The sequence below is a fragment of the Butyricicoccus faecihominis genome (assembly GCF_014648015.1).
Classification (GTDB): domain Bacteria; phylum Bacillota; class Clostridia; order Oscillospirales; family Butyricicoccaceae; genus Agathobaculum; species Agathobaculum butyriciproducens.
The window spans coordinates 23,491-45,017 of the sequence record NZ_BMQH01000007.1; the positions used below are offsets into that span (position 1 = coordinate 23,491).

The 21,527-nt window shown below is 55.5% G+C and carries 30 protein-coding genes; all 30 read right to left on the reverse strand.

Annotated elements, in window-relative coordinates; genetic code table 11:
- Nucleotides 1–13 precede the first annotated feature (13 nt).
- The 30 genes from IEY11_RS08005 to IEY11_RS08150 all read right to left on the reverse strand — a co-directional run bounded on the left by IEY11_RS08005 (nt 14) and on the right by IEY11_RS08150 (nt 21,469).
- The gene (locus tag IEY11_RS08005) at nt 14–343 is read right to left on the reverse strand and encodes a stalk domain-containing protein (protein WP_188886260.1); all 330 of its coding nucleotides are present in this window, start codon (nt 341–343) and stop codon (nt 14–16) included.
- A gap of 123 nt (nt 344–466) precedes the next feature.
- Nucleotides 467–697 carry a hypothetical protein gene (locus IEY11_RS08010; RefSeq protein ID WP_194461866.1) on the reverse strand — a complete coding sequence of 77 codons (231 nt, stop codon included), beginning with the start codon at nt 695–697 and terminating at the stop codon, nt 467–469.
- A 101-nt stretch (nt 698–798) separates the two neighbouring features.
- Nucleotides 799–1,176, reverse strand: coding sequence for a DUF2500 domain-containing protein (locus IEY11_RS08015; RefSeq protein WP_407926649.1), 378 nt, complete (start codon nt 1,174–1,176; stop codon nt 799–801).
- A 185-nt stretch (nt 1,177–1,361) separates the two neighbouring features.
- The gene (gene rplQ, locus IEY11_RS08020) at nt 1,362–1,706 is read right to left on the reverse strand and encodes a 50S ribosomal protein L17 (RefSeq protein WP_110435384.1); all 345 of its coding nucleotides are present in this window, start codon (nt 1,704–1,706) and stop codon (nt 1,362–1,364) included.
- An 81-nt stretch (nt 1,707–1,787) separates the two neighbouring features.
- Entirely contained in the window at nt 1,788–2,735 is a 948-nt protein-coding gene (locus IEY11_RS08025; RefSeq protein ID WP_110435385.1) for a DNA-directed RNA polymerase subunit alpha, read from the reverse strand.
- Between the two features lie 84 nt (nt 2,736–2,819).
- A complete protein-coding gene (gene rpsD / locus IEY11_RS08030) occupies nt 2,820–3,413 on the reverse strand; it encodes a 30S ribosomal protein S4 (protein WP_110435386.1) in 594 nt (197 codons plus the stop codon).
- Between the two features lie 18 nt (nt 3,414–3,431).
- Complete coding sequence (gene rpsK, locus IEY11_RS08035) at nt 3,432–3,836, reverse strand: 30S ribosomal protein S11 (protein ID WP_031472201.1); 405 nt, start codon at nt 3,834–3,836, stop codon at nt 3,432–3,434.
- A gap of 16 nt (nt 3,837–3,852) precedes the next feature.
- Nucleotides 3,853–4,221 carry a 30S ribosomal protein S13 gene (rpsM, locus tag IEY11_RS08040; RefSeq protein WP_031472203.1) on the reverse strand — a complete coding sequence of 123 codons (369 nt, stop codon included), beginning with the start codon at nt 4,219–4,221 and terminating at the stop codon, nt 3,853–3,855.
- 316 nt (nt 4,222–4,537) lie between these two features.
- The gene (gene rpmJ / locus IEY11_RS08045) at nt 4,538–4,651 is read right to left on the reverse strand and encodes a 50S ribosomal protein L36 (RefSeq protein ID WP_031472205.1); all 114 of its coding nucleotides are present in this window, start codon (nt 4,649–4,651) and stop codon (nt 4,538–4,540) included.
- Between the two features lie 103 nt (nt 4,652–4,754).
- The gene (infA, locus tag IEY11_RS08050; RefSeq protein ID WP_110435387.1) at nt 4,755–4,973 is read right to left on the reverse strand and encodes a translation initiation factor IF-1; all 219 of its coding nucleotides are present in this window, start codon (nt 4,971–4,973) and stop codon (nt 4,755–4,757) included.
- A gap of 19 nt (nt 4,974–4,992) precedes the next feature.
- Nucleotides 4,993–5,271, reverse strand: coding sequence for a KOW domain-containing RNA-binding protein (locus IEY11_RS08055; protein ID WP_110435388.1), 279 nt, complete (start codon nt 5,269–5,271; stop codon nt 4,993–4,995).
- Nucleotides 5,271–6,035, reverse strand: a complete 765-nt coding sequence (gene map, locus IEY11_RS08060; RefSeq protein ID WP_118760790.1) for a type I methionyl aminopeptidase — start codon at nt 6,033–6,035, stop codon at nt 5,271–5,273. The genes IEY11_RS08055 and map overlap by 1 nt, the downstream gene beginning before the upstream one ends.
- Before the next feature lies 1 nt (nt 6,036).
- On the reverse strand, nt 6,037–6,666 hold the full coding sequence (locus IEY11_RS08065) for an adenylate kinase (protein WP_118360017.1): 630 nt from the start codon (nt 6,664–6,666) through the stop codon (nt 6,037–6,039).
- A gap of 19 nt (nt 6,667–6,685) precedes the next feature.
- Nucleotides 6,686–7,987 carry a preprotein translocase subunit SecY gene (gene secY / locus IEY11_RS08070; protein WP_118478046.1) on the reverse strand — a complete coding sequence of 434 codons (1,302 nt, stop codon included), beginning with the start codon at nt 7,985–7,987 and terminating at the stop codon, nt 6,686–6,688.
- A 1-nt stretch (nt 7,988) separates the two neighbouring features.
- Nucleotides 7,989–8,429 carry a 50S ribosomal protein L15 gene (gene rplO / locus IEY11_RS08075; RefSeq protein WP_110435392.1) on the reverse strand — a complete coding sequence of 147 codons (441 nt, stop codon included), beginning with the start codon at nt 8,427–8,429 and terminating at the stop codon, nt 7,989–7,991.
- Nucleotides 8,430–8,432: 3 nt separating this feature from the next.
- Nucleotides 8,433–8,615, reverse strand: coding sequence for a 50S ribosomal protein L30 (gene rpmD, locus IEY11_RS08080; protein ID WP_110435393.1), 183 nt, complete (start codon nt 8,613–8,615; stop codon nt 8,433–8,435).
- A 17-nt stretch (nt 8,616–8,632) separates the two neighbouring features.
- A complete protein-coding gene (gene rpsE, locus IEY11_RS08085; protein WP_054326956.1) occupies nt 8,633–9,136 on the reverse strand; it encodes a 30S ribosomal protein S5 in 504 nt (167 codons plus the stop codon).
- A 17-nt stretch (nt 9,137–9,153) separates the two neighbouring features.
- Nucleotides 9,154–9,513 carry a 50S ribosomal protein L18 gene (gene rplR / locus IEY11_RS08090; protein ID WP_110435394.1) on the reverse strand — a complete coding sequence of 120 codons (360 nt, stop codon included), beginning with the start codon at nt 9,511–9,513 and terminating at the stop codon, nt 9,154–9,156.
- A gap of 21 nt (nt 9,514–9,534) precedes the next feature.
- Complete coding sequence (rplF, locus tag IEY11_RS08095; protein WP_117489841.1) at nt 9,535–10,080, reverse strand: 50S ribosomal protein L6; 546 nt, start codon at nt 10,078–10,080, stop codon at nt 9,535–9,537.
- A 14-nt stretch (nt 10,081–10,094) separates the two neighbouring features.
- Nucleotides 10,095–10,493 (reverse strand): 30S ribosomal protein S8, encoded by a 399-nt coding sequence (gene rpsH, locus IEY11_RS08100; protein ID WP_110435396.1) that lies wholly within the window; start codon nt 10,491–10,493, stop codon nt 10,095–10,097.
- 1,148 nt (nt 10,494–11,641) lie between these two features.
- On the reverse strand, nt 11,642–13,291 hold the full coding sequence (locus tag IEY11_RS08105; RefSeq protein WP_188886262.1) for a sensor histidine kinase: 1,650 nt from the start codon (nt 13,289–13,291) through the stop codon (nt 11,642–11,644).
- Complete coding sequence (locus tag IEY11_RS08110) at nt 13,288–13,971, reverse strand: winged helix-turn-helix domain-containing protein (protein WP_188886263.1); 684 nt, start codon at nt 13,969–13,971, stop codon at nt 13,288–13,290. The genes IEY11_RS08105 and IEY11_RS08110 overlap by 4 nt, the downstream gene beginning before the upstream one ends.
- A 20-nt stretch (nt 13,972–13,991) precedes the next feature.
- Nucleotides 13,992–14,660, reverse strand: coding sequence for a phosphate signaling complex protein PhoU (gene phoU / locus IEY11_RS08115; RefSeq protein ID WP_116704734.1), 669 nt, complete (start codon nt 14,658–14,660; stop codon nt 13,992–13,994).
- The gene (gene pstB / locus IEY11_RS08120) at nt 14,660–15,412 is read right to left on the reverse strand and encodes a phosphate ABC transporter ATP-binding protein PstB (protein WP_188886264.1); all 753 of its coding nucleotides are present in this window, start codon (nt 15,410–15,412) and stop codon (nt 14,660–14,662) included. The genes phoU and pstB overlap by 1 nt, the downstream gene beginning before the upstream one ends.
- Nucleotides 15,413–15,425: 13 nt before the next feature.
- Nucleotides 15,426–16,307, reverse strand: coding sequence for a phosphate ABC transporter permease PstA (gene pstA / locus IEY11_RS08125; protein WP_188886265.1), 882 nt, complete (start codon nt 16,305–16,307; stop codon nt 15,426–15,428).
- Complete coding sequence (gene pstC, locus IEY11_RS08130) at nt 16,304–17,170, reverse strand: phosphate ABC transporter permease subunit PstC (RefSeq protein ID WP_118284621.1); 867 nt, start codon at nt 17,168–17,170, stop codon at nt 16,304–16,306. The genes pstA and pstC overlap by 4 nt, the downstream gene beginning before the upstream one ends.
- Nucleotides 17,171–17,236: 66 nt before the next feature.
- Nucleotides 17,237–18,139, reverse strand: a complete 903-nt coding sequence (locus IEY11_RS08135) for a substrate-binding domain-containing protein (RefSeq protein ID WP_188886266.1) — start codon at nt 18,137–18,139, stop codon at nt 17,237–17,239.
- A 932-nt stretch (nt 18,140–19,071) separates the two neighbouring features.
- Entirely contained in the window at nt 19,072–20,670 is a 1,599-nt protein-coding gene (locus IEY11_RS08140) for an O-antigen ligase family protein (RefSeq protein WP_188886267.1), read from the reverse strand.
- 5 nt (nt 20,671–20,675) lie between these two features.
- The gene (locus IEY11_RS08145) at nt 20,676–21,182 is read right to left on the reverse strand and encodes a DUF4330 domain-containing protein (RefSeq protein WP_110435405.1); all 507 of its coding nucleotides are present in this window, start codon (nt 21,180–21,182) and stop codon (nt 20,676–20,678) included.
- A 68-nt stretch (nt 21,183–21,250) separates the two neighbouring features.
- Nucleotides 21,251–21,469: a hypothetical protein gene (locus tag IEY11_RS08150; protein ID WP_110435406.1), complete on the reverse strand. Its 219-nt coding sequence runs from the start codon at nt 21,467–21,469 to the stop codon at nt 21,251–21,253.
- Nucleotides 21,470–21,527: the final 58 nt, after the last annotated feature.

Genomic DNA, 21,527 nt, shown 5'->3' on the forward strand with positions numbered 1-21,527 from the left:
TAATAGGAAGTAATCATATGGTAATTGTACGCTCCAACTTATACGCTGCTGTAACAATTTCTGTGAAATCATCATAAATCGAAATCGTCTGCGTATTGCGGTCGTAGCCGATATCCGCGCCGAACGCATTGGACACCGCACGAATCGGCACATAGGTCGTGCCGTTGTAGATAAACGCCTCGACCGCTTTGCCGTTGGCGTCTGTCATGTCGATTGCTTCGTTGTTAAATTCCACATTGACGCCGGACGTGACGGCAATCGTCTTACGATAGGTGTTCGCCGCATAGGATGTGGTCAGAAACAGGGCAAACATCAGGATGATTGCGGGGATTCTCTTTTTCATAGCGGGACCTCCCTTTATTTGTTTGTTACAGTATACCAAACAAATCCTGTTTTTTCAACATTATATTATTCATCCAGCACAAAAGCCGTCCGGCATTTCTGCCGAACGGCTTTGCTATTCCGTTTATATCTCAACCGACTGCACATCCAGAATGTCCTCCTGCAGCCGCAGGAAATCCGCTTTATCGAAATGCCGCGGCATGGCGATATATAGCACAATTTTTACCGAATTGCCTTCCTTCCGCTTGAGATCGATCTCGCGCACGGTGATTTTCCTCTGTGCCAGCCAGTCATACAGGCGCACAAGATCGCCTTTGCCGTCTGTCAGACCGACCGCAAGCTCGGTCGCCTGCATTTTTTCTCGTCGCTCCACACCGATCAGCAGACCGCAAACAGCCGCACCAAACAGATTATTTGAATATTTTCCGGCATACGCAAGTCCCTCTCGAATAAAAACTATCGCTCAAACGACAGATACCGCGTCCCTTGGAAGGTCAGTCTGCCGGCATCGCCCTCTGCAAGCATACCATATTCCGAGCCGGAAACATGGAACTCCATCCGGTCCCCGCTTTCCACCTGAAACGTGACATAATAGGTCGTGCTCGACGTTGTGTGGAAGCCGTGCGCTCCGCTCATGTCGCCTGCATTGGCATGCCGGTGATACGAGACATCTGTGCGCTTTGCGACGATCACCGCCGGTACGGTCAATCTGGGCGAATTATTGTTCTTATGCCATGTGCTTATCCCCTGTATGATGGAAAAAATGATGATGCCAAATACGACAATAAACATGATGGGGACGATGACACTCAATATATCAAACATTGCAAACATCTTTCAGCCCTCCTTCAACGTTCCAATTTTCGATCAGACAATTTACGTTCTACCTACATAGTATCATAGGTATCCCAAAAAGGCAAAAAGAAAAAGGTTATCCAATAAGCACGCTACTGGATAACCTTTTTAGGATCATTTTTCTGTTTTGGAACAGATCGAGTCGTCAGAAGTTAAAAATTAACTTACTTAACCAGCTCGATGATCGCCATTTCAGCTGCGTCGCCACGACGCGGGCCGGTCTTGATGATGCGGGTGTAGCCACCGTTGCGGTTAGCGTACTCCGGAGCGATCTCAGAGAACAGCTTAGCAACAACAGCTTCCTTGGTTACGAAAGCCATAGCCTGACGGCGGGATGCCAGGGTGTTCTTCTTGCCCAGGGTGATCATCTTCTCAGTCAGCGGGCCTACTTCCTTGGCACGAGCGAGCGTGGTCTCAACCTTGCCGTTCTCCAGCAGGTAGGTTACCAGCGCACGCAGCATAGCCATACGGTGATCCGTAGCACGGCCGAGCTTGCGATTGTTAGCCATGTGAGTTTACCTCCAAATTAAAGTAAAGCGGCGGCGCGGTAATCGTACCGCCGCAACAGTTCAAGTTACAGTGTCCGAAGATTACTCTTCCGACTTCGCCAAGTGGAGACCCATAGCCTCCAGCTTGCCGATAACCTCTTCCAGGGACTTGCGGCCCAGGTTACGAACCTTCATCATGTCCTCCTCGGAGGTGTTGATGAGGTCCTCAACCGTGTTGATGCCTGCGCGCTTGAGGCAGTTGAACGAACGCACGGAGAAGTCAAGCTCCTCAATGGTCATTTCAAGCACCTTATCGTGCTGCGCTTCAGCCTTTTCAACAACGGTGGACTTGGAGCCGATTTCCTCGGACAGGTCTACGAACAGATCGAGGTGGTCGCGCAGAACCTTTGCACCGAGCGAAACCGCGTCGCGTGCGTTGATGGTTGCATCGGTCCATACCTCGAGCGTCAGCTTGTCATAGTCGGTCAGGTCGCGTACACGGGTGTTTTCAACCGTGTAGTTTACCTTGTAAACCGGCGTGTAGATCGAATCCACCGGAATGACGCCGATGGAGGTCTGATGCTGCTTGTTCTTCTCAGCCGGAACATAGCCGCGGCCGGAAGTCATCGTGATCTCCATGGACAGACGCGCGTCGCTCATCAGGGTAGCGATGTGCAGATCCGGGTTGAGAATCTCGACCTCACCGTCTGCGTGGATATCGCCAGCCTTGACCTCGCCCTCGCCGGCGGCCTCGATGTAGACCGTCTTGGGACCATCACAATGCAGCTTGGCAATAATGCCCTTAACATTCAGCACGATTTCGGTAACGTCTTCCTTAACGCCCGGAATCGTAGAAAACTCGTGCTGCACACCAGCGATCTTGATGCTGGACGCTGCCGTGCCAGGCAGAGACGACAGCAGGATGCGGCGCAGAGAGTTGCCCAGCGTGGTGCCGTAGCCGCGCTCAAGAGGCTCTACAACGAACTTGCCGTAGGAACCGTCCTCCGCGAGCTGTTCACAGTCAATACGCGGTTTTTCGATTTCGATCATGTGGTACCCTCCTTCACGTTGGTTGGAAACTTAAGATAGAACAGGCGAAGCAGACGCCGCGCCTGTTCCAAAAGCGAGGGTCTATTATTTCGAGTACAGCTCGACGATGAGGTGCTCGGCAACATCATAGTCGATGTCGTCACGTGCAGGCATCGCAACGATCTTGCCCTCGAAGGAATCGTTAGCCTTCTCGATCCACTTCGGGCAAGCCTTCTTGCCGTTCTCTTCCAGCAGAGACTTGAACTTGGTGGTAGAACGGGACTTCTCGGAAACTGCAACTACGTCGCCCGGCTTAACCTGGTAAGACGGAATGTTAACGCGCTTGCCGTTTACGGTGAAGTGTGCATGGTTAACCAGCTGACGAGCCTCACGGCGGGTGTTAGCAAAGCCCATGCGGAAAACTACGTTGTCCAGACGGCGCTCGAGCTCCTGCAGCAGGATCTCACCAGTGATGCCCTGCTTGCGCTCAGCCTTCTCGTAGTAAGCATGGAACTGCTTCTCGAGTACGCCGTAGATGAATTTTACCTTCTGCTTTTCGTTCAGCTGCATGCCGTACTCGGACTGCTTGCGGCGGCTCTGCTTGGGCTGACGCTTCGTGGACTTGGAGTAACCAAGTACCGCAGGGGAAAGACCAAGCGTCTTGCAGCGCTTGAGAACGGGCTGGGTATTCTTAGCCATTTATTGGTTCCTCCTCTATTAAACTCGACGACGCTTGGGCGGACGGCAGCCGTTGTGCGGGATCGGGGTTACGTCCTTGATCATGGTAACCTCGAGGCCAGCGGCCTGCAGTGCACGGATTGCAGCCTCACGGCCGGAACCCGGGCCCTTAACGTATACTTCAACAGTCTTCAGACCGTGCTCCATTGCAGCAGCAGCAGCGGTTTCAGCCGCAGTCTGAGCAGCGAACGGAGTGGACTTACGCGAACCGCGGAAGCCCATTTCGCCGGAGGAAGCCCAGGAAATAGCGTTACCGTTCAGGTCGGTAATGGTAACGATCGTGTTGTTGAAAGAGGAACGGATATGTGCCGCGCCCTTTTCAATGTTCTTGCGCTCACGACGACGAGTACGGGTCGCAGCGCCCTTCTTCTGTACCTTAGCCATTTATACGTTCCCCTCCTTACTTCTTCTTGTTCGCAATGGTCTTCTTCGGGCCCTTGCGGGTACGAGCATTGGTCTTGGTGCGCTGACCGCGAACCGGCAGGCCGCGGCGATGGCGCAGGCCGCGGTAGCATCCAATCTCAACCAGGCGCTTGATATTCAGGCCGATCTCACGGCGCAGGTCACCCTCGACGTTGTAGTCGCGCTCGATGACTTCACGCAGCTTAGCAGCCTCTTCTTCAGTCAGGTCCTTAACGCGGGTATCCGGATTGATACCGGTCTTAGCAAGGATCTCGTTGGACGTTTTGCGGCCAATGCCGAAAACGTAGGTCAGGCCGATCTCCACGCGCTTCTCGCGGGGAAGGTCAACACCGGCAATACGTGCCATACTATTATAACCTCCATAGTTACACACTGAGGCGTGTTTGCAAACACAGTATAGGAGCCGCCTCCGCTCCTGCAGCGCCGCACTCGCCGTGCGTGCTTGTCGTGCTCGCGTAAACCATGATCCGCACCCCTGGGTGCGCATTTATTGATGACTGCTTGCAGTCATCATAAAATGGACGAGCTTTGCCCGTTCATTTTATACCTTGACTCAGCGATCTTGGATCGCGTCATTTCGGTATCGAAAATCAGTTTCTACTGGAACTGATTTTCGTATATAGGGACTTTTTGAAAGTCCCTATAAGCACCGTCAGGTGCTCTTAGCCCTGCTTCTGCTTGTGCTTCGGGTTCTGGCAGATAACCATAACCTTGCCCTTACGGCGAATGATCTTGCACTTCTCGCAGATCGGCTTTACAGACGGTCTTACCTTCATGTTATTTTACCTCCATCAAATTTTTGGTGGGATGGGACACCGGAAACCTGTCCGGCGACCACTGGCGCGCAGGTCACATGCGTACCTCCGCCCGCTTTTTATCTTACTTGGAACGCCAAGTGATACGACCGCGGGTCAGGTCGTAAGGCGACATCTGAACGGTGACCTTGTCGCCGGGAAGAATGCGGATAAAGTTCATGCGGAGCTTGCCCGAGATATGCGCCAGAATCTTATGGCCGTTGGGAAGCTCTACCTGAAACATTGCATTGGGCAGCGCCTCTACGACGGTACCCTCGAGCTCAATCACATCATCTTTTGCCATTGTGGTTTATCCTCCTCGGTCAATTTGCGTTCTCGTCCCCTGTCCAGAGGGCGAGCGCCTTGCGGATCTCGCTGTTTGTCAGCCGGCTTTCGCTTTGCAGCTTAAGCCGTGTGCGCTCGTCGCATGGGCCCTGCAGGCTCACATGCTTGCGGCGCTTGCGCTTCGGGTTTTCGGCCCGGCGCGCACGTCCGTTCGCCAGCAGAAGAAAATCCCCCTCCTCTGCGACGACCAGCATCAGCTGTCCTCTGTCCCTTCCGGTCAGCGACAGCACAATGTCGGCGGTACGAATCTCTGCCATTACAGCACTTCGCCGTCGATATTCGTAAGAATCTCCGGCTCTCCATCCGTAATAGCGATGGTGTTTTCGTAGTGAGCGGACAGCTTGCCGTCCTTGGTCTTAACCGTCCAGCCATCCGGCAGGACCTTGACCGTGTAAACACCCACATTGACCATCGGCTCTACCGCGATGACCATACCGCGCTGCAGGCGAATGCCGTGGCCCGGTTTGCCGTAGTTCGGAACCTCCGGGCTCTCATGCAGCGCAGCGCCTACGCCGTGACCGACGTAGTCGCGCACGACAGAAAAGCCGTTGGCCTCGACGTAAGCCTGAACGGCTGCGCCAATATCCGATACGCGGTAGCCCTCACGGGCAAATTTAATGCCTTCAAAGAAACTCTGACGTGTTACAGCGATCAGCTTTTTCGCCTCTTCGCTTACTTCACCGCACGGAACCGTGCAGGCGCAGTCGCCGTGAAAACCGCCGATGTATGCACCAACATCAACCTTAACGATATCGCCTTCCTTGACAACTGCGTGCTTGGAAGGAATACCGTGGATGACCTGGTCATTCAGCGATACGCAGGCGCTGCCCGGGAAGCCGCCGTAGCCGAGGAAGGACGGCTTGGCGCCGGCATCCTCAATCGTCTTGCGGACGATGCGGTCGATCTCCCAGGTGGTAACACCCGGCTTTACGGCGTCTGCCGCCGCCTTACGCGCAATAGCGGTAAGGCGGCCGGCAACACGCATTTTTTCAAGCTCTTTTTCCGTCTTGATATGAATCATATTACAGACCCAGCGCCTCTACTGCAAACTTTTCGGTAGCGGTGATGCCCTGAGCACCATCGATGCTCTTGAGCTTGCCCTGGGCTTCATAGTAGCCCTTGAGCGGCTCGGTCTGCTCATGGTAGGTTTCAAGACGATGACGAACGACCTCAGCCTGATCATCGCTGCGGATGACCAGCTTATCGCCGCAGATGTCGCAAACGTCCTTCACGCGCGGCGGATTTGCCTCAACGTGATAGGTTGCACCGCAGCGCAGGCAGACACGGCGGCCGGTCATGCGCTTTTCGATGACGTCGTCTGCAACCTCAAGGGACAGAGCGCAGTCGATGCGAGCAATCTCGTCGAGTGCTTCCGCCTGCGGAATCGTACGCGGAAAACCATCGAGGATGAAACCGCTCTTGCAGTCGCGCTTAGCGATACGCTCCTTCAGCATGCCGATAACCACTTCATCGGGTACCAGCTTGCCGGCATCCATATACTCCTTAGCGGACTGGCCGAGCGGAGTATTGTTCTTAATCGCTTCGCGCAGGATGTTACCGGTGGAAATGCTCGGTACACCCATCTGCTCGATCAGGTAAGAAGCAAGCGTGCCCTTACCGGCGCCCGGAGCGCCCAGCAGAATTAAATTCATTTGAACACAGCCTCCAGAATTATTCCAGGAATCCCTTATGATGACGCATCAGCATCTGTGCTTCCATCTGCTTCACCGTATCAAGCGCAACGCCTACTACGATGATAACCGAGGTGCCGCCCAGTGCTACGTTGCTCAGGCTGGAGTTTACTGCGCCTACGATCAGCGGGAGCAGTGCTACAACAGCGAGGAACAGCGCACCAACGAAGGTGACCTTGCCGAGTGCCTTGGTGATGAAGTCGCTGGTCGGCTTGCCTGGACGGAAGCCCGGGATGAAGCCGCCGTTCTTCTTCAGGTTGTTGGCGATCTCGATCGGGTTGAACTGGATGGATGCATAGAAGTATGCAAATGCGAGGATCAGCAGTGCGTACAGTACAATGTAGAACACGCTGGTCTGAGAGAACAGGTTAAGAATATGCGCACCAACCGAGCCGCTCTCCGGGTGCCAGAACATCGAAATGGTCTGCGGCAGGGACAGGATGGACGATGCGAAGATGATCGGCATAACGCCGGACGCATTGACCTTGATCGGCAGGTGGGTGGACTGACCGCCGTACATCTTGCGGCCAACTACGCGCTTTGCGTACTGAACCGGGATGCGGCGCTCTGCATTCGACATATAAACGATGAATACAACGATCGCAAGACCGACGATAATCATTGCAATGCCGGAAACGATGCCGCTCGTGCCGGTCTGGAACAGGTTAACCAGCGTACGCATGAGCGACGGACCGCGGGAAACGATACCTGCGAACAGGATGATCGAAATGCCGTTGCCAATACCCTTCTGGGTGATATGCTCGCCCATCCACATGATCAGCGCGGTGCCTGCGGTGAAAGTTACAATAATGGTTACGGCTGCAAGCGCGCCGGTGTTAGACAGCATAGTCTTGCCGCCGAAACCGTTGCGGAGCAGTGCGTAGTAGGACAGGCCCTGGAGCAGACCGAGCAGAACGCCGAGGTAACGGGTCCAGCTTGCAATCTTCTCACGGCCTTCCTCGCCGCCGTCCTTTACCATGCGCTCAAGAGCGGGGATGGCAACAGTCAGCAGCTGAAGGATAATGGATGCATTGATATACGGGGTGATGGACATTGCGAAGATGGTCGCACGAGACAGACCACCGCCGGTGAACATATCCAGATAACCAAGCATTGAACCGTTTACCGATGCCTGCTCAAAGTACTGAGACAGGAGCGCGGTATCAATAAACGGAACCGGAATGCACGAACCAAAGCGGAAGATCAGGATGATGAACAGAGTGTACAGCATCTTCTTGCGCAGTTCGGGCATAGACCAGGCGTTTTTAAGGGTTTGAAACACCTTAAACCACCTCGGCCTTTCCGCCTGCGGCTTCGATCTTCTCCTTTGCGGAAGCCGAGAAAGCAGCTGCCTTAACGGTCAGCTTCTTGGTCAGCGTGCCGGTGCCGAGGATCTTGATGCCGTCGAGAGCATTCTTAACGATGCCGGCATTGCAGAGGATCTCTGCAGTTACCTCAGCGCCGTCTTCAAACTTCTCCAGTGCGGAAACATTGACCGGTGCGTAAGTGGTGCCGAAAATGTTGTGGAAACCACGCTTCGGCAGACGACGTGCCAGAGGCATCTGGCCGCCTTCAAAGCCCGGACGGACACCGCCGCCGGAACGGGCCCACTGGCCCTTGTGACCGCGACCTGCGGTCTTGCCATTGCCGGAACCAGCGCCGCGGCCCTTACGGTATGCCGGCTTGGTAGCGCCTGCGGCAGGCGTCAATTCATGCAGCTTCATGGGTTACGCCTCCTCTACGATTTCGAGCAGGTAACCGATCTGCTTTACCTTGCCGCGCGTCTGCGCGTTGTCCGGCTGAACGGTTACGTCATTGATCTTCTTAAGCCCCAAAGAATGAGCCGTTGCGATGTGCTTCTCCAAGCGACCAGCCAGGCTCTTTTTCAGGGTAATCTTCATGTTAGCCATTGTCAGTTACCCCTTTCTTACAGTTCTTCTACGGCTTTGCCGCGTACAGCAGCTACCTGAGCTGCGTCGCGCAGGCTCTTCAGGCCTTCCATCGTTGCGGTAACAACGTTCTGCGGGTTGTTGGAACGCAGGCACTTGGTACGGATGTCCTTGATGCCGGCAGCCTCAACTACTGCACGAACAGCGCCGCCGGCGATAACGCCGGTACCGGGAGCAGCAGGCTTGAGCAGAACGCGGCCTGCACCGAACTCGCCGATAACCTCGTGCGGGATGGTGGTGCCCTTCAGAGAAATCTTAACGAGGTTCTTCTTGGCGTCCTCGATGCCCTTGCGGATAGCGTCCGGAACCTCGGAAGCCTTACCGAGGCCGAAACCGACAGTACCCTTGCCGTCGCCTACAACGACCAGAGCTGCGAACTTGAAGATTCGGCCGCCCTTAACGGTCTTGGCAACGCGGTTGAGCGCTACAACGTTCTCGGAGAACTCGTCCTCACGCTTATCGTTTCTGTTAAACTGAGCCATGTTTTACCTCCTCCCGATTAAAACTGCAGGCCGCCCTCACGGGCGCCATCTGCGAGCTCCTTCACGCGGCCGTGGAACACATAGCCGCCGCGGTCAAACACGACAGTCTCAATGCCCTTAGCCTTGCAGCGCTCGGCAACGATCTGACCAATCTTCTTGGCTGCTTCCTTGTTGCCGCCGTACTCGGTAAAGCTCTTCTCTGCAGTCGAGGCGGATACGAGGGTTACACCGGCTACATCGTCAATAACCTGTGCATAGATGTTCTTTGCAGAACGGAATACGTCCAGACGGGGACGCTCAGCGGTGCCGCTGATCTTAGCGCGTACGCGCTTGTGGCGCTGAAGGCGCGCCTTGTTGGAATCCTTCTTCGAAACCATTTATTTTCGCCTCTCCTTTCCTTACTTCTTCTTAGCGCCGGTCTTGCCTTCCTTGCGGCGGACATACTCATCAGCGTAGCGAATGCCCTTGCCCTTATAGGGTTCCGGCGGACGCTTCTCGCGGACTTCCGCTGCAAACTGGCCAACCTTCTGCTTGTCAGGACCGGAGATGATGATCGTGTTCGGGTTCGGAACGTCGATCGTGATGCCCTCTACCTCGCTCATGGTAACCTGATGCGAGTAACCGAGGTTCATAACCAGATCCTTGCCCTGCTTAGCGACACGGTAACCAACGCCCTGAACGCTCAGCTCCTTCTTGAAGCCATCGGTAACACCAACAACCATGTTGTGAACCAGGCTGCGGGTGAGGCCGTGCAGTGCGCGGTTGTGCTTGTCGTCGTTCGGACGGGTTACGAGGATTTCGTTGCCCTCTACCGCGATGGTCATGTTTGGATGAAATTCGCGGGTAAGGGTTGCCTTAGCGCCCTTCACGGTAACAACGCTGCCGTCAATCTTGACTTCAACGCCGGCCGGGATGGCAATCGGCATTCTACCAATACGAGACATTGTTTATACCTCCCTTACCATACAAATGCGAGAACTTCACCGCCGACATTCAGCTCGCGAGCCTTCTTGTCGGTCATGACGCCTCTGGAAGTGGAAACGATGGCAATACCAAGGCCGCGGAGTACCTTCGGCAGCTCCTGTGCGCCAGCGTATACACGCAGGCCCGGCTTGGACACACGCTTGATGCCGGTGATAGCCTTCTGGCGGTTATCAACGTACTTCAGTGCGATGCGGATAATGCCCTGGGTGTTGCCCTCTACAACCTCGAAAGACTTGATGTAGCCTTCGTCGAGCAGGATCTGGGCAATAGCCTTCTTCATCTTGGATGCGGGTACATCCACACTGGCATGACGAGCATTGCCAGCGTTGCGGATACGAGTCAGCATATCCGCGATAGGATCAGTGATCTGCATAAAATGCTCTCCTTTAATATAAGAAGTTTGGGGGTAGTGCAGCAATCGAGCGCCGGTGGGTTAATCCGGTTCTGATTTGTCTGTTTGCCCTCCACTTTTCTTTACACTGTTCGTGGCCCTTCCACGGACAGCGGCGGGGATAAAAAACCGCCGGTCCAGTACTCAACCAGACCAGCGTTAATTATAGCACGAGAAACCAATGGCTGCAATCGGAAAAAGTGCTGATTTTTACGCAGTTTTAGCCTGTTTTGCAGTCAAATTGCTTGATTACCCGGTATAACGGCAGGTCGGCCGTTTTTGGACCGCACCAGGGACCACGCCGGGAAAATCCGGTTAATGGCCAATGGGCGTGCGCAGGAGAAACTCCTTTGCGCGGCAATTCGGTTACGCATTTGCGCAACTGTAATTAGTATACACTACACCGGGTGTATCGCGCAAGTGTTTTTTTCAAAATTTCTTAATTTTTTTGAGATTTTCTTTTTTGAGGGGATTTCGCCTGCGAGGCGAACGGAACTTGCCTACCCGGCAGGGGCACAAGAAGGAGAGAACCAAGGTTCCCTCCTTCTTGTGAATCATCCTTCTTCCTATTTAGCACGGCGAAATTTGCAGAGCTGAGACTATAAAGGAACGGCAGAGGATCTTTTCTTCCGCATGGTCGCACTTCGTGCGCCATGTATCCGCATATCCGCAGTATCAGATACCATTCTGCTACACAGACCAGAAAATCTACGCTGGGTGCGGCACAATAGTGCCGCACAATTCGTGAGCGCGTTGTTACAGACAGGGCCTGCGAAAATAACTTGTACCAAACGCCTAATCCGTAGGTGCCGTGCGCAAACTCCAGATTAACGAATTGCGCAACACGGTCATGTTGCGCCTGCGTAGATTTAACCGTATGTGTAGCAGTACGGTATCCGACACTGCGAAAAGGTATAAGAAAAGGACGGACCTGAAATTGGTCCGTCCGTAGCAGAGGAAAAATCCTCTGTCGTACTCTTATTTTCGAAGCTGTCGCCGGTCTCTGATCTGCGTCAGGCTATCAAATTAGGGAAAGGTAGGAGTTCAAAGAGGAAGGGAAACCGCAGGTGTCCCTTCCTCTTTGTCCCCGCCGCGGATGCGGCAGTCTCCCGCGCTCCGCAGAGCGCAGCTTATTCTTTAGGAAACCGCAAAGTAATGCAAGTTCCCTCGCCGAGCGCACTCTTTAGCTCAACCTCCGCATGATGCAGCGCCGCACCATGCTTGACAATCGAAAGCCCCAGTCCGGTGCCGCCGGTCATCTTGCTGTGGCTTTTATCCACGCGGTAGAACCGCTCAAACACACGCTGCTGGTCCGCCGGCGCGATACCGATGCCGGTATCCGCCACCTGCACGAACGGCCGGCCGTTCTCTGTGCCGGTCACAAGCGTCACGCTGCCCTGCGGCTTATTGTAATTGATGGCGTTATCCGTTAGATTGAAGATCATCTGCTCAAGCGTGCGGCGCTGACCGGAAACCGCAGCCGGTTCTCCCTCGATGCGCAGCGCGATGCCCTTGCCTGCTGCCTTGCTCTGCAGGCGGTCGCGCACGGTATCACAGAGTGCGGACAGCTCCACCGGCTCAAAGGGCACCGTTTCTCCGCCTTCATCCAGCCGGGACAGGTGAATGATATCCTCGATGAGCGCCAGCAGCCGCTGCGCTTCCGTACGGATCTTGCCCGCAAACGGCGCTACGTCCTCCGGCTTGGCAATGCCGCCCGCGATGATCTCCGCGTATCCCATGATGCTGGTCAGCGGCGTTTTCAGCTCATGCGACACATTGGCTGTAAATTCCTGCCGCTGCTGCTCGGCACGCTCGCGCTCGGTAATATCCACGATCAGCAGCACGGCGGCATGCCATGCGCTGTTCTCCTCCACCGAGCTTGCCGTAAGTTCATAAATGCGGCCGTTCCGCTCGAGTTTTCCGTGCGCGCCTTTGCCGTCGAGCGCCTGCTCGACCACCTGAATGTAATTCGCGTCGCGGCACAGCGTCAGATAGCTGCCTTCCGCACTGTCATGCGGGAACAGCGCCCGCGCAGCGTGATTGGCGAACAGAATCATGCCCTTGCCGGAAAACAGTACCAGACCTTCATCCATGCGGGCCGTAATGTCGTCAAACTCAGCCTGACGGCGCTGCAGCTCGTCCATCTGCGCCTGAATTTTGCGGTTCTGCTTGTCCATGCGGTGCAGCAGCGGCGACAGCTCGTCATAGGCTTCGCCCTTCATCGGATCATGCAGGTCGAGTGCTTCGATCGGCTTGAGGAACAGACCGGTCAGCCAGCCTGCCAGCACAGCTGCAACCAGCAGCGTCAGCAGGATGATCAGCACAATCCACGGTGACGCATTCGACAGTGCGCCGAACACGCTGTCCGCAGTTGCGGAAATGCGCAGAATATCGCCGTTTTTCAGACGGACCGCGTAATAAAACGTCTGCTCAGCGAAGGTTTCGGACAGACGGTTGTCCTCGCCCGTGCCGTTCTTCTCTGCCGCCGCAATCTCCGGACGGACGGCGTGGTTCTCCATCTCGGAGGCATTCGTGCGGTTGTCGTACAGCACCGTGCCGTCCTTCGCGACCAGCGTCAAACGGTCGGCATACACCGAGCCAAACTTCTCCAGCTTCTCCCGGATGTTATCCACCGCAGACAGGTAGCTGCTCTCCGTCACCAGCCGCCGCCGCATGTCATTGGTCAGACCGGCGTGAACTGCCAGCAGCAGCAGCCCGGTCGTCAGCAGCAGCGTGACAAGCGATGTGAGGAAAATGCTGCCGAATACGCGCTTTCTCATGTGTGCTCTCCCATGCGGTAGCCGACACCGCGGACAGTCTCGATCAGCGCACCGTCCGCGCCCAGCTTTTGCCGCAGCGTGCGGATATGCACATCGACCGTGCGGGTTTCGCTTTCATTATTATAGCCCCAGATATTCTCGAGCAGCACATCGCGCGTGAGCACGGCACCGCGGTTTTTCATCAGCAGGCACAGCAGCTGGTACTCCTTGAGCGTCAGCTGCACCTCCTGCTCGTTAACGAATACGGTGTGAGCACGCTCATCCACACAGATGCCGCCAGCTACCAGCGGACGCGGCTCATTCTTGCCCTGCATATCCTCGGTGCGGCGCAGGACCGCACGAATGCGCGCGATCAGCTCCATCATGCCGAACGGCTTGGAAATGTAATCATCCGCACCGGTGTCCAGACCGACTACCTTGTCGTACTCCGTGTTTTTCGCAGTCAGCAGAATGACCGGAATCTTCGCTGTATCCGGCGCTGCGCGCAGACGACGCAGAATGGTGATACCGTCCTCGCCGGGCAGCATGATATCCAGCAGAATCAGCTGCGGCTTGCATTTTTTCAGAGCAGCGGTCAGCGCCGCACCGTCCTCGAAGCCGTCAGCCTCAAAACCGGTGTTGCGCAGCGTGTACACCACCAGTTCGCGGATACCCGCATCATCTTCCACACAGTATATCATATGTTACACTCCGATTTCTGTCAGCGCGCCGCCGCTTCCGCGCCGTGCATTGCGCTTTTATGCGAGCCGGTGATGGAAAACTCCACCCATTCGGCAATATTGGTTGCATGGTCACCGATACGCTCCAGATACTTGGCGATCATCAGCACATCGAGTACGCGCTCGCCGTCCTCCGGGTTCTGCGCGATCTCCGCGATGAGGTCGCTCTTGCACTCGTCAAACAGGCGGTCTACCACGTCATCATATTCAATAACGCTCCATGCAAGGGTCAGGTCACGGCGGACAAACGCGTCCAGGCTGTCGGTCACCATTTTAATGGTTGCCTGCGCCATCTGGTCGATATGCGTGTTGTGACCGCACGCACCGGACAGATACGTTACAATCTCCGCAATATCGCTTGCCTGATCGCCGATACGCTCGATATCCGTGATCATTTTCAGCACGGAAGAGATCAGACGCAGATCGCTTGCCACCGGCTGCTGCTGCAGCAGCAGCTTGAGACACATGGACTCGATTTCGCGTTCTTTGCGGTCGATCTCCTGATCGATGCGGATGGCGGCCGCCGCCAGCTTGATATCGCCCTCAAGCAGAGCCTTTACCGCACTGGCGATTGCGTTTTCGCACAGTGCTCCCATCGAGATCAGCTCATTGTTCATCTCCGCAAGCTGATTGTCAAAACGGTTTCTCATTAGCCGAACCTCCCCGTAATGTAGTCTTCCGTGCGCTTGTCCGACGGCATGGAGAACAGCTTTTCGGTGTCATCCACTTCGATCATGTCGCCAAGCAGGAAGAATGCAGTCGTATCCGAAACACGGGTGGCCTGCTGCATATTATGCGTTACCATAACGATAGTATAATCCCTTTTGAGCTCGAGCACAAGGTCCTCGATCTTCGCGGTGGAGATCGGATCAAGCGCAGAGGTCGGCTCGTCCATCAGCAGCACCTCCGGGTCTGCGGCAAGCGCACGCGCGATGCAGATACGCTGCTGCTGACCGCCGGACATGGACAGCGCGGATTTTTTGAGGTTATCCTTGGTCTCCTCCCAGATAGCAGCACGCTTGAGCGAGGTTTCAACGATCTCGTCAAGCTGCACACGGCTCTTGATGCCGTGCGTGCGCGGACCGTAGGCGATGTTATCATAAATCGACATCGGGAACGGATTCGGCTTCTGGAATACCATGCCGACACGGCGGCGCAGCAGATTGACGTCACAGTTCTTGTAGATATCCTGACCGTCAAGCATGATATCGCCCGTGATACGGCAGTTTTCCACCAGATCGTTCATGCGGTTGAGCGAACGCAGCAGCGTAGACTTGCCGCAGCCGGACGGTCCGATGAATGCGGTGATCTCATTCTCCTTGATATCCAGATTGATATCGTGCAGGGCGTGAAAATCGCCGTAATGCAGATTCATATTGTGAATTTCGATCTTATTTTCCATGTTCATTCTCCCTTTACTTCTTGGTCAGCTTTTTCGCTGCCAGAGCGGAAAGCATATTCATCAGCAGGACCACCAGCAGCAGAACGACTGCGGTAGCATTTGCCTCGTTCATGTGCAGCGCCTCACCCGAGAGCACATACATGTGGATGGCCAGCGTACGGCCGGACTGGAACAGGCCGGGAATCTGTGCCATGGTGCCTGCGGTAAAGATGAGCGCCGCGGTCTCACCGACGATGCGGCCGATACCAAGGATAACACCGGACAGAATGCCGGGACCCGCAGCAGGCAGCACGATGCGGAATACCGTGCGCAGACGTCCGGCACCCAGACCGAACGAGCCTTCGCGGTAGGAATCCGGAACCGCTATCAGTGCTTCCTCAGCGGTACGCATGATGAGCGGCAGGATCATGATCGCCAGCGTCATCGCACCGGCCAGCAGCGAGTATCCCCAGTGCAGCCTAGTGACGAAGAACAGCATGCCGAACAGGCCGTACACGATGGACGGAATGCCGGAAAGCGTCTCGGTCGTGATGCGGATGACGTTTACCAGCTTGTTGCCGCGCTTGGCGTACTCATTCAGGTACACGGCGGTGAACAGGCCGAGCGGCACGGCCAACAGCAGTGCCAGCGCGGTCGTTTCAACCGTAGTGAGGATGGCAGGCATCATCGAGACGTTCTCAGAGGTATAATTCCACTGGAACAGCGACGGCTTGAGATGCGGAATGCCCGTCACCAGAATATAGCCGAGCAGGAACAGCAACACCGCAAAGGTCAGCACAGCCGCACCGTACACCAGACCCTTGAGCACAGCCGCAGATGCGGCGCCGTGCACCTTTCCGGTCTTTGCCTGTGCGCGCACTGCCGGTTTTGCAGCAGAGACAGCTTCTCTTGTCATGCTTCCTTCCTCCTTTTGAGAACCGAGAATGCCAGATTGATGAGCAGAATGAATACGAACAGCACAACGCCGGTCGCAATAAGCGCCTCACGGTGCAGGCCGGTGGCGTAGCCCATCTCAAGCACGATGTTTGCCGTCATGGTGCGGATGCCCTTGAGCATGCTGCCGGTCAACCGCGGCTGGTTGCCCGCTACCATGATAACCGCCATGGTCTCGCCGATGGCGCGGCCGATGCCGAGCACGATGCCAGCCAGCACGCCGGACTTGGCAGCCGGTACCATAACCGTGAATATGGCACGCTCATGCCGTGCGCCCATGGCGACGGCGCCCTCGTAGTAGCTCATCGGAACCGCACGCAGCGCCGCTTCGGACACGCCAATGATGGTCGGCAGAATCATAATGCCGAGCAGGATGGACGCCGCCAGAATGGACGAGCCGGAGATATCCGCGCCGAACACGCCTGCCACCGCACGGACTGCCGGTACGATAATGACCATGCCGAAGAAGCCGTATACGATGGACGGAATACCGGCCAGCAGCTCGGTGCACGGCTTAAGCAGACCGTACAGCTTTTTCGGACAGTAGAATGCCATGAATACCGCGGTCAGCAGACCGATCGGCACGCCGATAACGATCGCACCGGCGGTGATGTACAGGCTGCCGAGGATCATCGGCAGGATGCCGTAAATGTCGTTGCCCGGCTTCCACTTCGCGCCTGTGAGGAAGTCCAGCAGGCCAATCTCCTTCATGGCAGGCACACCGTTCGCAAACAGGAAAATACAGATGAGCACCACCGCAAAGATGGAGGTCAGTGCACAGAGAAAAAATACCATGTGCATCAGGTTTTCCCGAAGGTTTTTCATAAATCTATCTCCTATATAGGCACAGGGCGAATCGCTTCGCCCTGTTTTATCAGTCTGTGAATTCGCTTACGCGAGGTCGCCCCAGTCGGTGATGTCGCCGACATAGATACCCTTGATCTGATCCATAGACAGGTCGTCAATGGTGTTCGCCGGGTTTACGACTACTGCGATGCCGTCAAGTGCGATGGCGGTGCCGGTAAGCTGTGCAGCCTCGTCGTCCTTCAGCTCGCGGGATGCCATGCCGATGGCAAAGGTGCCGTCCATCGTGCCGGTCATGCCGGAGGTGGAGTCAGAGGTCTGCAGGTCGATGCTTGCGTTCGGGTTTACAGCCTTGTACGCCTCGATCAGCTTCTCCATAACCGGGGATACCGAGGAGGAACCGCCGACTGCGATCTGTCCGGAGGAACCGTCGGAAGTAAAGGCTGCTGCATTGTCGTCAACAGCGATGTACTTGTTATCGGTTACAACAGCCTGACCTTCCTTGGAGAGGATGAAGTTGATAAAATCCTTGGCTACGCCGGTCGGCTCGCCCTTGGTTGCAATGTTGAACGGACGGGACAGCTTGTAGGTGCCTGCCTTTACGTTATCTACGGTAGCTTCTGCGCCGTCTACCTTGACAGCCTTTACGGTGTCGTTCAGCGCACCGAGGGAAATGTAGCCGATAGCCTTCTCGTTGCCTGCTACGCTGGTCAGTACAACATCGGTCTTGTTGGCGATCTCGGCATCCGCGGTGGTATTGTCGATCTTCTCGCCTGCGTCGTTCTTCTCCTCTACACCGGTCAGTTCGATGAACGCGCCGCGCGTACCGGAACCATCCTCACGGGAGATAACGGTGATCGCACCGGATACGCCGCTGTCATTACCGCTTGCCTGGGAATCCGAAGAATCGGAAGAGGAACTGCCGCCGCAGCCGCTCAGTGCACCGGTCAGCATCAGTGCTGCCAGAAGCGTGGAAATGCTCTTTTTCATAATTTGTTCTCCTTTTACATTCGTCTTCGTTTTTTGTTACAAGATTATCTTACGGAAGTTTTGTAAAATGCAAAAGCGAGAGTTCGTTAAGTTTAAGTAAAGTGTGTGTTTTCGAGTAAAATCTATGTTAAACCGAGGTTTCGCCTGTGATTCAGCGGGATTTGCGCTCTGCGGAGCGCAGGAACGTGCGGCGCCCGCCGCAGGGGCAAAAAGGAAGGGACACCTGCGGTTTCCCTTCCTCTTTGAACTCCTGCCTTTCCCTTGCTTCCTAATCTGACGCAGATTACCTACATGTGACCGCTGCGAAAAGGAGTACGGCAGAGGATTTTTTCTTCCGTGTTTTTCGCAACCTATTCGCAGTTCACAGACAGCGTACTGCTACATAGACCGGAAAGTCTTCGCAGGCGCGGCATAGCAGTGCCGCGCGATCCTTTAGCGCGTTGTTATAGACAGGGCCTACGAAGATAAATTGTACCAAACACCTAAATTCGCAGATGCCGTGCGGTATAACACGTTAAAGAGTTGTGCGGCACGGTTATGCCGCGCTCTGCGTAGATGAACCCACATGTGTAGCAGTAATTTATCTGACGCTGCGAATATGTCGGGACATGGGAGCACACTGTGCTCCCCTACGGTAGAAAAAATCCTCTGCCGTTCCCCCATTTCGAAGCGGTCACATGTCGGCAATCTGCGCCAGACTAAGAAATAAAGGGAAACGGGAGTTAAGAGGGTAGAAACCGCAGGTGTCTACCCTCTTGCCCCGCCGCGTGGCGCGGCACGTTCCCGCCGCCGCAGACGGCGTACTCCCCTCGCTGAGGTTAAGCGAAAAACTCCCCGCCCGTCAGGGGCGAACACGCTAACGCGGTTCGTGTGCCCCGCTGAGTCGGTGCCGAGAAAAAAAGAGAACCCTCTCACGAAGGTTCTCTAAAAAATCAGGTTTTTCGTTTTCGGAAGTACCCGAGGTACATAACCGCTGCCGCCATGCTCCAGAAATACGCCATCATATACGGCACCTCGAAGATATTCTCGAAGTAGCAGTGCACCAGCACGCCGCACATACCTGCGAACATAGAAACCGCCAGCACGCGCGTGCGGTCGCCCTTGGTGTAGCCGGTACGGCCGATCGAGCGCAGGCTCCACAGCACCAGACCGAACAGCAGCAGGATGAAGAACGCCAGACCGAGATAACCCATCTCAACCAGCGTTTTCAGATAATAGTTATCCATGTAGAAGTAGGAGAAATCCTTGGTCTCCTCGATGACCTTGTTCTGCATGGCAACCGCGCCGCCGAAGCGGCCGAGGCCGAAGCCGAGCACCGGATTGCTCTCCTGCAGCAGCTTGAGACCCTTGGACCAGCGAATGACACGACCTGCGCGGCGGCTTGCTGCAAGGTAATCTGCAGTAAACAGATAAGTGATGCGGTTCGCAATAGACGGGATTGCCAGCAGTGCACCGACACCGGCCACGCCCATCAGCGCGATCAAACGACGGTCCAGAAAGATGGCGAAAATCACAACGGCTACTGCCAGACCGCCCCAGGCACCCTTGGAGAAGGTGAAAATGCAGCTCAGACACATCATGCCGGTCGCGCAGATGGCCAGCACCTTGACCCACATTTTACTGCTGTAATATGCAAGTCCTGCCACCATCGGGGCAAACAGCACCAGCAGACTGCCCATGATATTCGGGCTGCCGGTGAGCGAGTACACACGCGTACGCACGCTGGCCTCGGTCTGAGAGACCCAGCTCGACGGGATCGGCGCGGCTACGATATACTGATAAATGCCGTGCGCCGCAATGCAGAGTGCCATCACGACGAGCGCACCGTAGAATACCGCGAAATCGCGGTCGTTCTCAATCAGGCGGGTGACGAGGAAGAACCAGAACAGGTACTCCACAACCGCACGGTAGCCCGCTACCGCGATATGCGTATTCGGAGAAACCGCACACATCAGGAAAAAGCCGACCGCGATGAACAGCAGCAGATATGCGTCCACCGGCGTAGCACGCGAGCCGAGCGGCGCACGCTTCATCGCCATGTGCCACAGGATGTACGCAAATGCAGCAAGCATCAGACACTCATCCCACACGGATGCCACAAACGACGGCAGATAACCGGCGTCCGACACCCAGCGGACAGCGGAATCGAGCGGCAGATACATCGCCAGACAAATCAGCAGCAGACCGCGCATGCCGACGAACCTGCAGGCTCTGCCGATCAGGCCGCCGCCTGCAACACGCTCAATCGGCCGCCAGACAGCAAGGCAGATGCGGTAGATCAGGCTGTTTGCCGCAATTCCGCCCAGCTTTTCGACAAACCGGCGCAGCGCTGCCAGAATTCGCGCATAGATGCTGTTCGCCGAGGTACATATCGGTGCCGCGCAGAATTTATTCCACAAAAGGCAGAACACCGAGCTTGGGTACGCCTGCCGGATACGGTTAAAGAATCCCGCGATAGCGCCCTCGTGGTACCATGCGCGCAGACACATCAACAGCCGCACGAACAGACTGTTTTCAAATAACGCTTTCATAGGCTTTAATTATCCGCAATATCGACCGAATCAATGTTGCCGGTCGTCTCAAAATCGTTGGTCTTTACAATGAATGTACGGCCTGCGCGCACCTCCTGCGTACCGATGGCCGGTGCAGGCGTGCCCTTGGAAACCTTGGTCGTGATGGTGAATACCAGATCTTTCTTCTCCGGATCGGTTGCCGTTACAATGCGGCCGTCAGCGGTGGTAACCTGCTGATTGTAATCATCGATCTTCATGTCGGTGATCTGCGCATTGACATAGCTGTTGCCGTTTACCAGCGACTTGCCTACCTGGCTGTTGCGCTGCACCTCGTTTACCAGGAACGGCGTTGCACCGCGTACGCGGACGGTCATCGTCAGGGAGACCTGCGGAGACGCAACCTCCTTGATCTGCTTGGCAAACAGCTTGTAGCCGACACCGGCTACGACAGCGATCGCAGCGACCAGCACCAGCAGATCGACAACATTGATGATGCCGAACAGCTTGCCCTTTTCGTTAATGATCTTCATAAATTTCCTCCGTTGGCAAATGAATTTCGTGTTTCACTGTGTCATTATACCATAGAGCGACTGAAAAGTTAAGTGTTATCTTTGTGAAGCAGCAAGTCTGCCAGAAGTGACCGAAATTCCACCCGGTCGCTGCCTGTTCTGCTCTCACCTGCCGCCTCCTCGCAGGTGATGGAGAACGCCGTACACCACCATGCCGCACGAGGACTCTGCGGCGCAAACGCCGACCAGAACAGCACAAGAACCGCTGTCAGCACTGCCGCGAGTGCCTTTCTATCCTGTTTCTGCATAACAAAACCGCCTTTCTGCATCCGGTGTACCCAGTATGCCCGAAAGGCGGCTTTCTAT

What these genes read in the sequence shown, in the direction of transcription:
- IEY11_RS08025 (WP_110435385.1), bottom strand. Translation starts at nt 2,735, where the DNA reads ATGATCGAAATCGAAAAACCGCGTATTGACTGTGAACAGCTCGCGGAG.
- IEY11_RS08055 (WP_110435388.1), bottom strand. Translation starts at nt 5,271, where the DNA reads ATGGCAGAGATTCGTACCGCCGACATTGTGCTGTCGCTGACCGGAAGG.
- IEY11_RS08135 (WP_188886266.1), bottom strand. Translation starts at nt 18,139, where the DNA reads ATGAAAAAGAGCATTTCCACGCTTCTGGCAGCACTGATGCTGACCGGT.
- rplQ (WP_110435384.1), bottom strand. Translation starts at nt 1,706, where the DNA reads ATGGCTAACAATCGCAAGCTCGGCCGTGCTACGGATCACCGTATGGCT.
- IEY11_RS08065 (WP_118360017.1), bottom strand. Translation starts at nt 6,666, where the DNA reads ATGAATTTAATTCTGCTGGGCGCTCCGGGCGCCGGTAAGGGCACGCTT.
- rpsK (WP_031472201.1), bottom strand. Translation starts at nt 3,836, where the DNA reads ATGGCTAAGGTACAGAAGAAGGGCGCTGCGACCCGTACTCGTCGTCGT.
- IEY11_RS08015 (WP_407926649.1), bottom strand. Translation starts at nt 1,176, where the DNA reads ATGTTTGCAATGTTTGATATATTGAGTGTCATCGTCCCCATCATGTTT.
- pstC (WP_118284621.1), bottom strand. Translation starts at nt 17,170, where the DNA reads ATGAAAAACCTTCGGGAAAACCTGATGCACATGGTATTTTTTCTCTGT.
- IEY11_RS08010 (WP_194461866.1), bottom strand. Translation starts at nt 697, where the DNA reads ATGCAGGCGACCGAGCTTGCGGTCGGTCTGACAGACGGCAAAGGCGAT.
- map (WP_118760790.1), bottom strand. Translation starts at nt 6,035, where the DNA reads ATGATTCATATCAAGACGGAAAAAGAGCTTGAAAAAATGCGTGTTGCC.
- pstA (WP_188886265.1), bottom strand. Translation starts at nt 16,307, where the DNA reads ATGACAAGAGAAGCTGTCTCTGCTGCAAAACCGGCAGTGCGCGCACAG.
- IEY11_RS08150 (WP_110435406.1), bottom strand. Translation starts at nt 21,469, where the DNA reads ATGCAGAAACAGGATAGAAAGGCACTCGCGGCAGTGCTGACAGCGGTT.
- rpsM (WP_031472203.1), bottom strand. Translation starts at nt 4,221, where the DNA reads ATGGCACGTATTGCCGGTGTTGACCTTCCCCGCGAGAAGCGCGTGGAG.
- phoU (WP_116704734.1), bottom strand. Translation starts at nt 14,660, where the DNA reads ATGAGAAACCGTTTTGACAATCAGCTTGCGGAGATGAACAATGAGCTG.
- rpmJ (WP_031472205.1), bottom strand. Translation starts at nt 4,651, where the DNA reads ATGAAGGTAAGACCGTCTGTAAAGCCGATCTGCGAGAAGTGCAAGATC.
- IEY11_RS08005 (WP_188886260.1), bottom strand. Translation starts at nt 343, where the DNA reads ATGAAAAAGAGAATCCCCGCAATCATCCTGATGTTTGCCCTGTTTCTG.
- IEY11_RS08105 (WP_188886262.1), bottom strand. Translation starts at nt 13,291, where the DNA reads ATGAGAAAGCGCGTATTCGGCAGCATTTTCCTCACATCGCTTGTCACG.
- IEY11_RS08145 (WP_110435405.1), bottom strand. Translation starts at nt 21,182, where the DNA reads ATGAAGATCATTAACGAAAAGGGCAAGCTGTTCGGCATCATCAATGTT.
- rpmD (WP_110435393.1), bottom strand. Translation starts at nt 8,615, where the DNA reads ATGGCTAACATGAAGATTACCCTGAAAAAGAGCCTGGCTGGTCGCTTG.
- rpsD (WP_110435386.1), bottom strand. Translation starts at nt 3,413, where the DNA reads ATGGCTAAGAATACCCAGCCCGTTCTCAAGCGCTGCAAGACGCTTGGT.
- IEY11_RS08140 (WP_188886267.1), bottom strand. Translation starts at nt 20,670, where the DNA reads ATGAAAGCGTTATTTGAAAACAGTCTGTTCGTGCGGCTGTTGATGTGT.
- infA (WP_110435387.1), bottom strand. Translation starts at nt 4,973, where the DNA reads ATGGCAAAAGATGATGTGATTGAGCTCGAGGGTACCGTCGTAGAGGCG.
- IEY11_RS08110 (WP_188886263.1), bottom strand. Translation starts at nt 13,971, where the DNA reads ATGATATACTGTGTGGAAGATGATGCGGGTATCCGCGAACTGGTGGTG.
- rplO (WP_110435392.1), bottom strand. Translation starts at nt 8,429, where the DNA reads ATGAAGCTGCATGAATTGACGCCTGCCGCAGGCGCTACCAAGCCGGCA.
- pstB (WP_188886264.1), bottom strand. Translation starts at nt 15,412, where the DNA reads ATGGAAAATAAGATCGAAATTCACAATATGAATCTGCATTACGGCGAT.
- rpsH (WP_110435396.1), bottom strand. Translation starts at nt 10,493, where the DNA reads ATGCAGATCACTGATCCTATCGCGGATATGCTGACTCGTATCCGCAAC.
- rplR (WP_110435394.1), bottom strand. Translation starts at nt 9,513, where the DNA reads ATGGTTTCGAAGAAGGATTCCAACAAGGCGCGCCTTCAGCGCCACAAG.
- rplF (WP_117489841.1), bottom strand. Translation starts at nt 10,080, where the DNA reads ATGTCTCGTATTGGTAGAATGCCGATTGCCATCCCGGCCGGCGTTGAA.
- rpsE (WP_054326956.1), bottom strand. Translation starts at nt 9,136, where the DNA reads ATGGCTCAGTTTAACAGAAACGATAAGCGTGAGGACGAGTTCTCCGAG.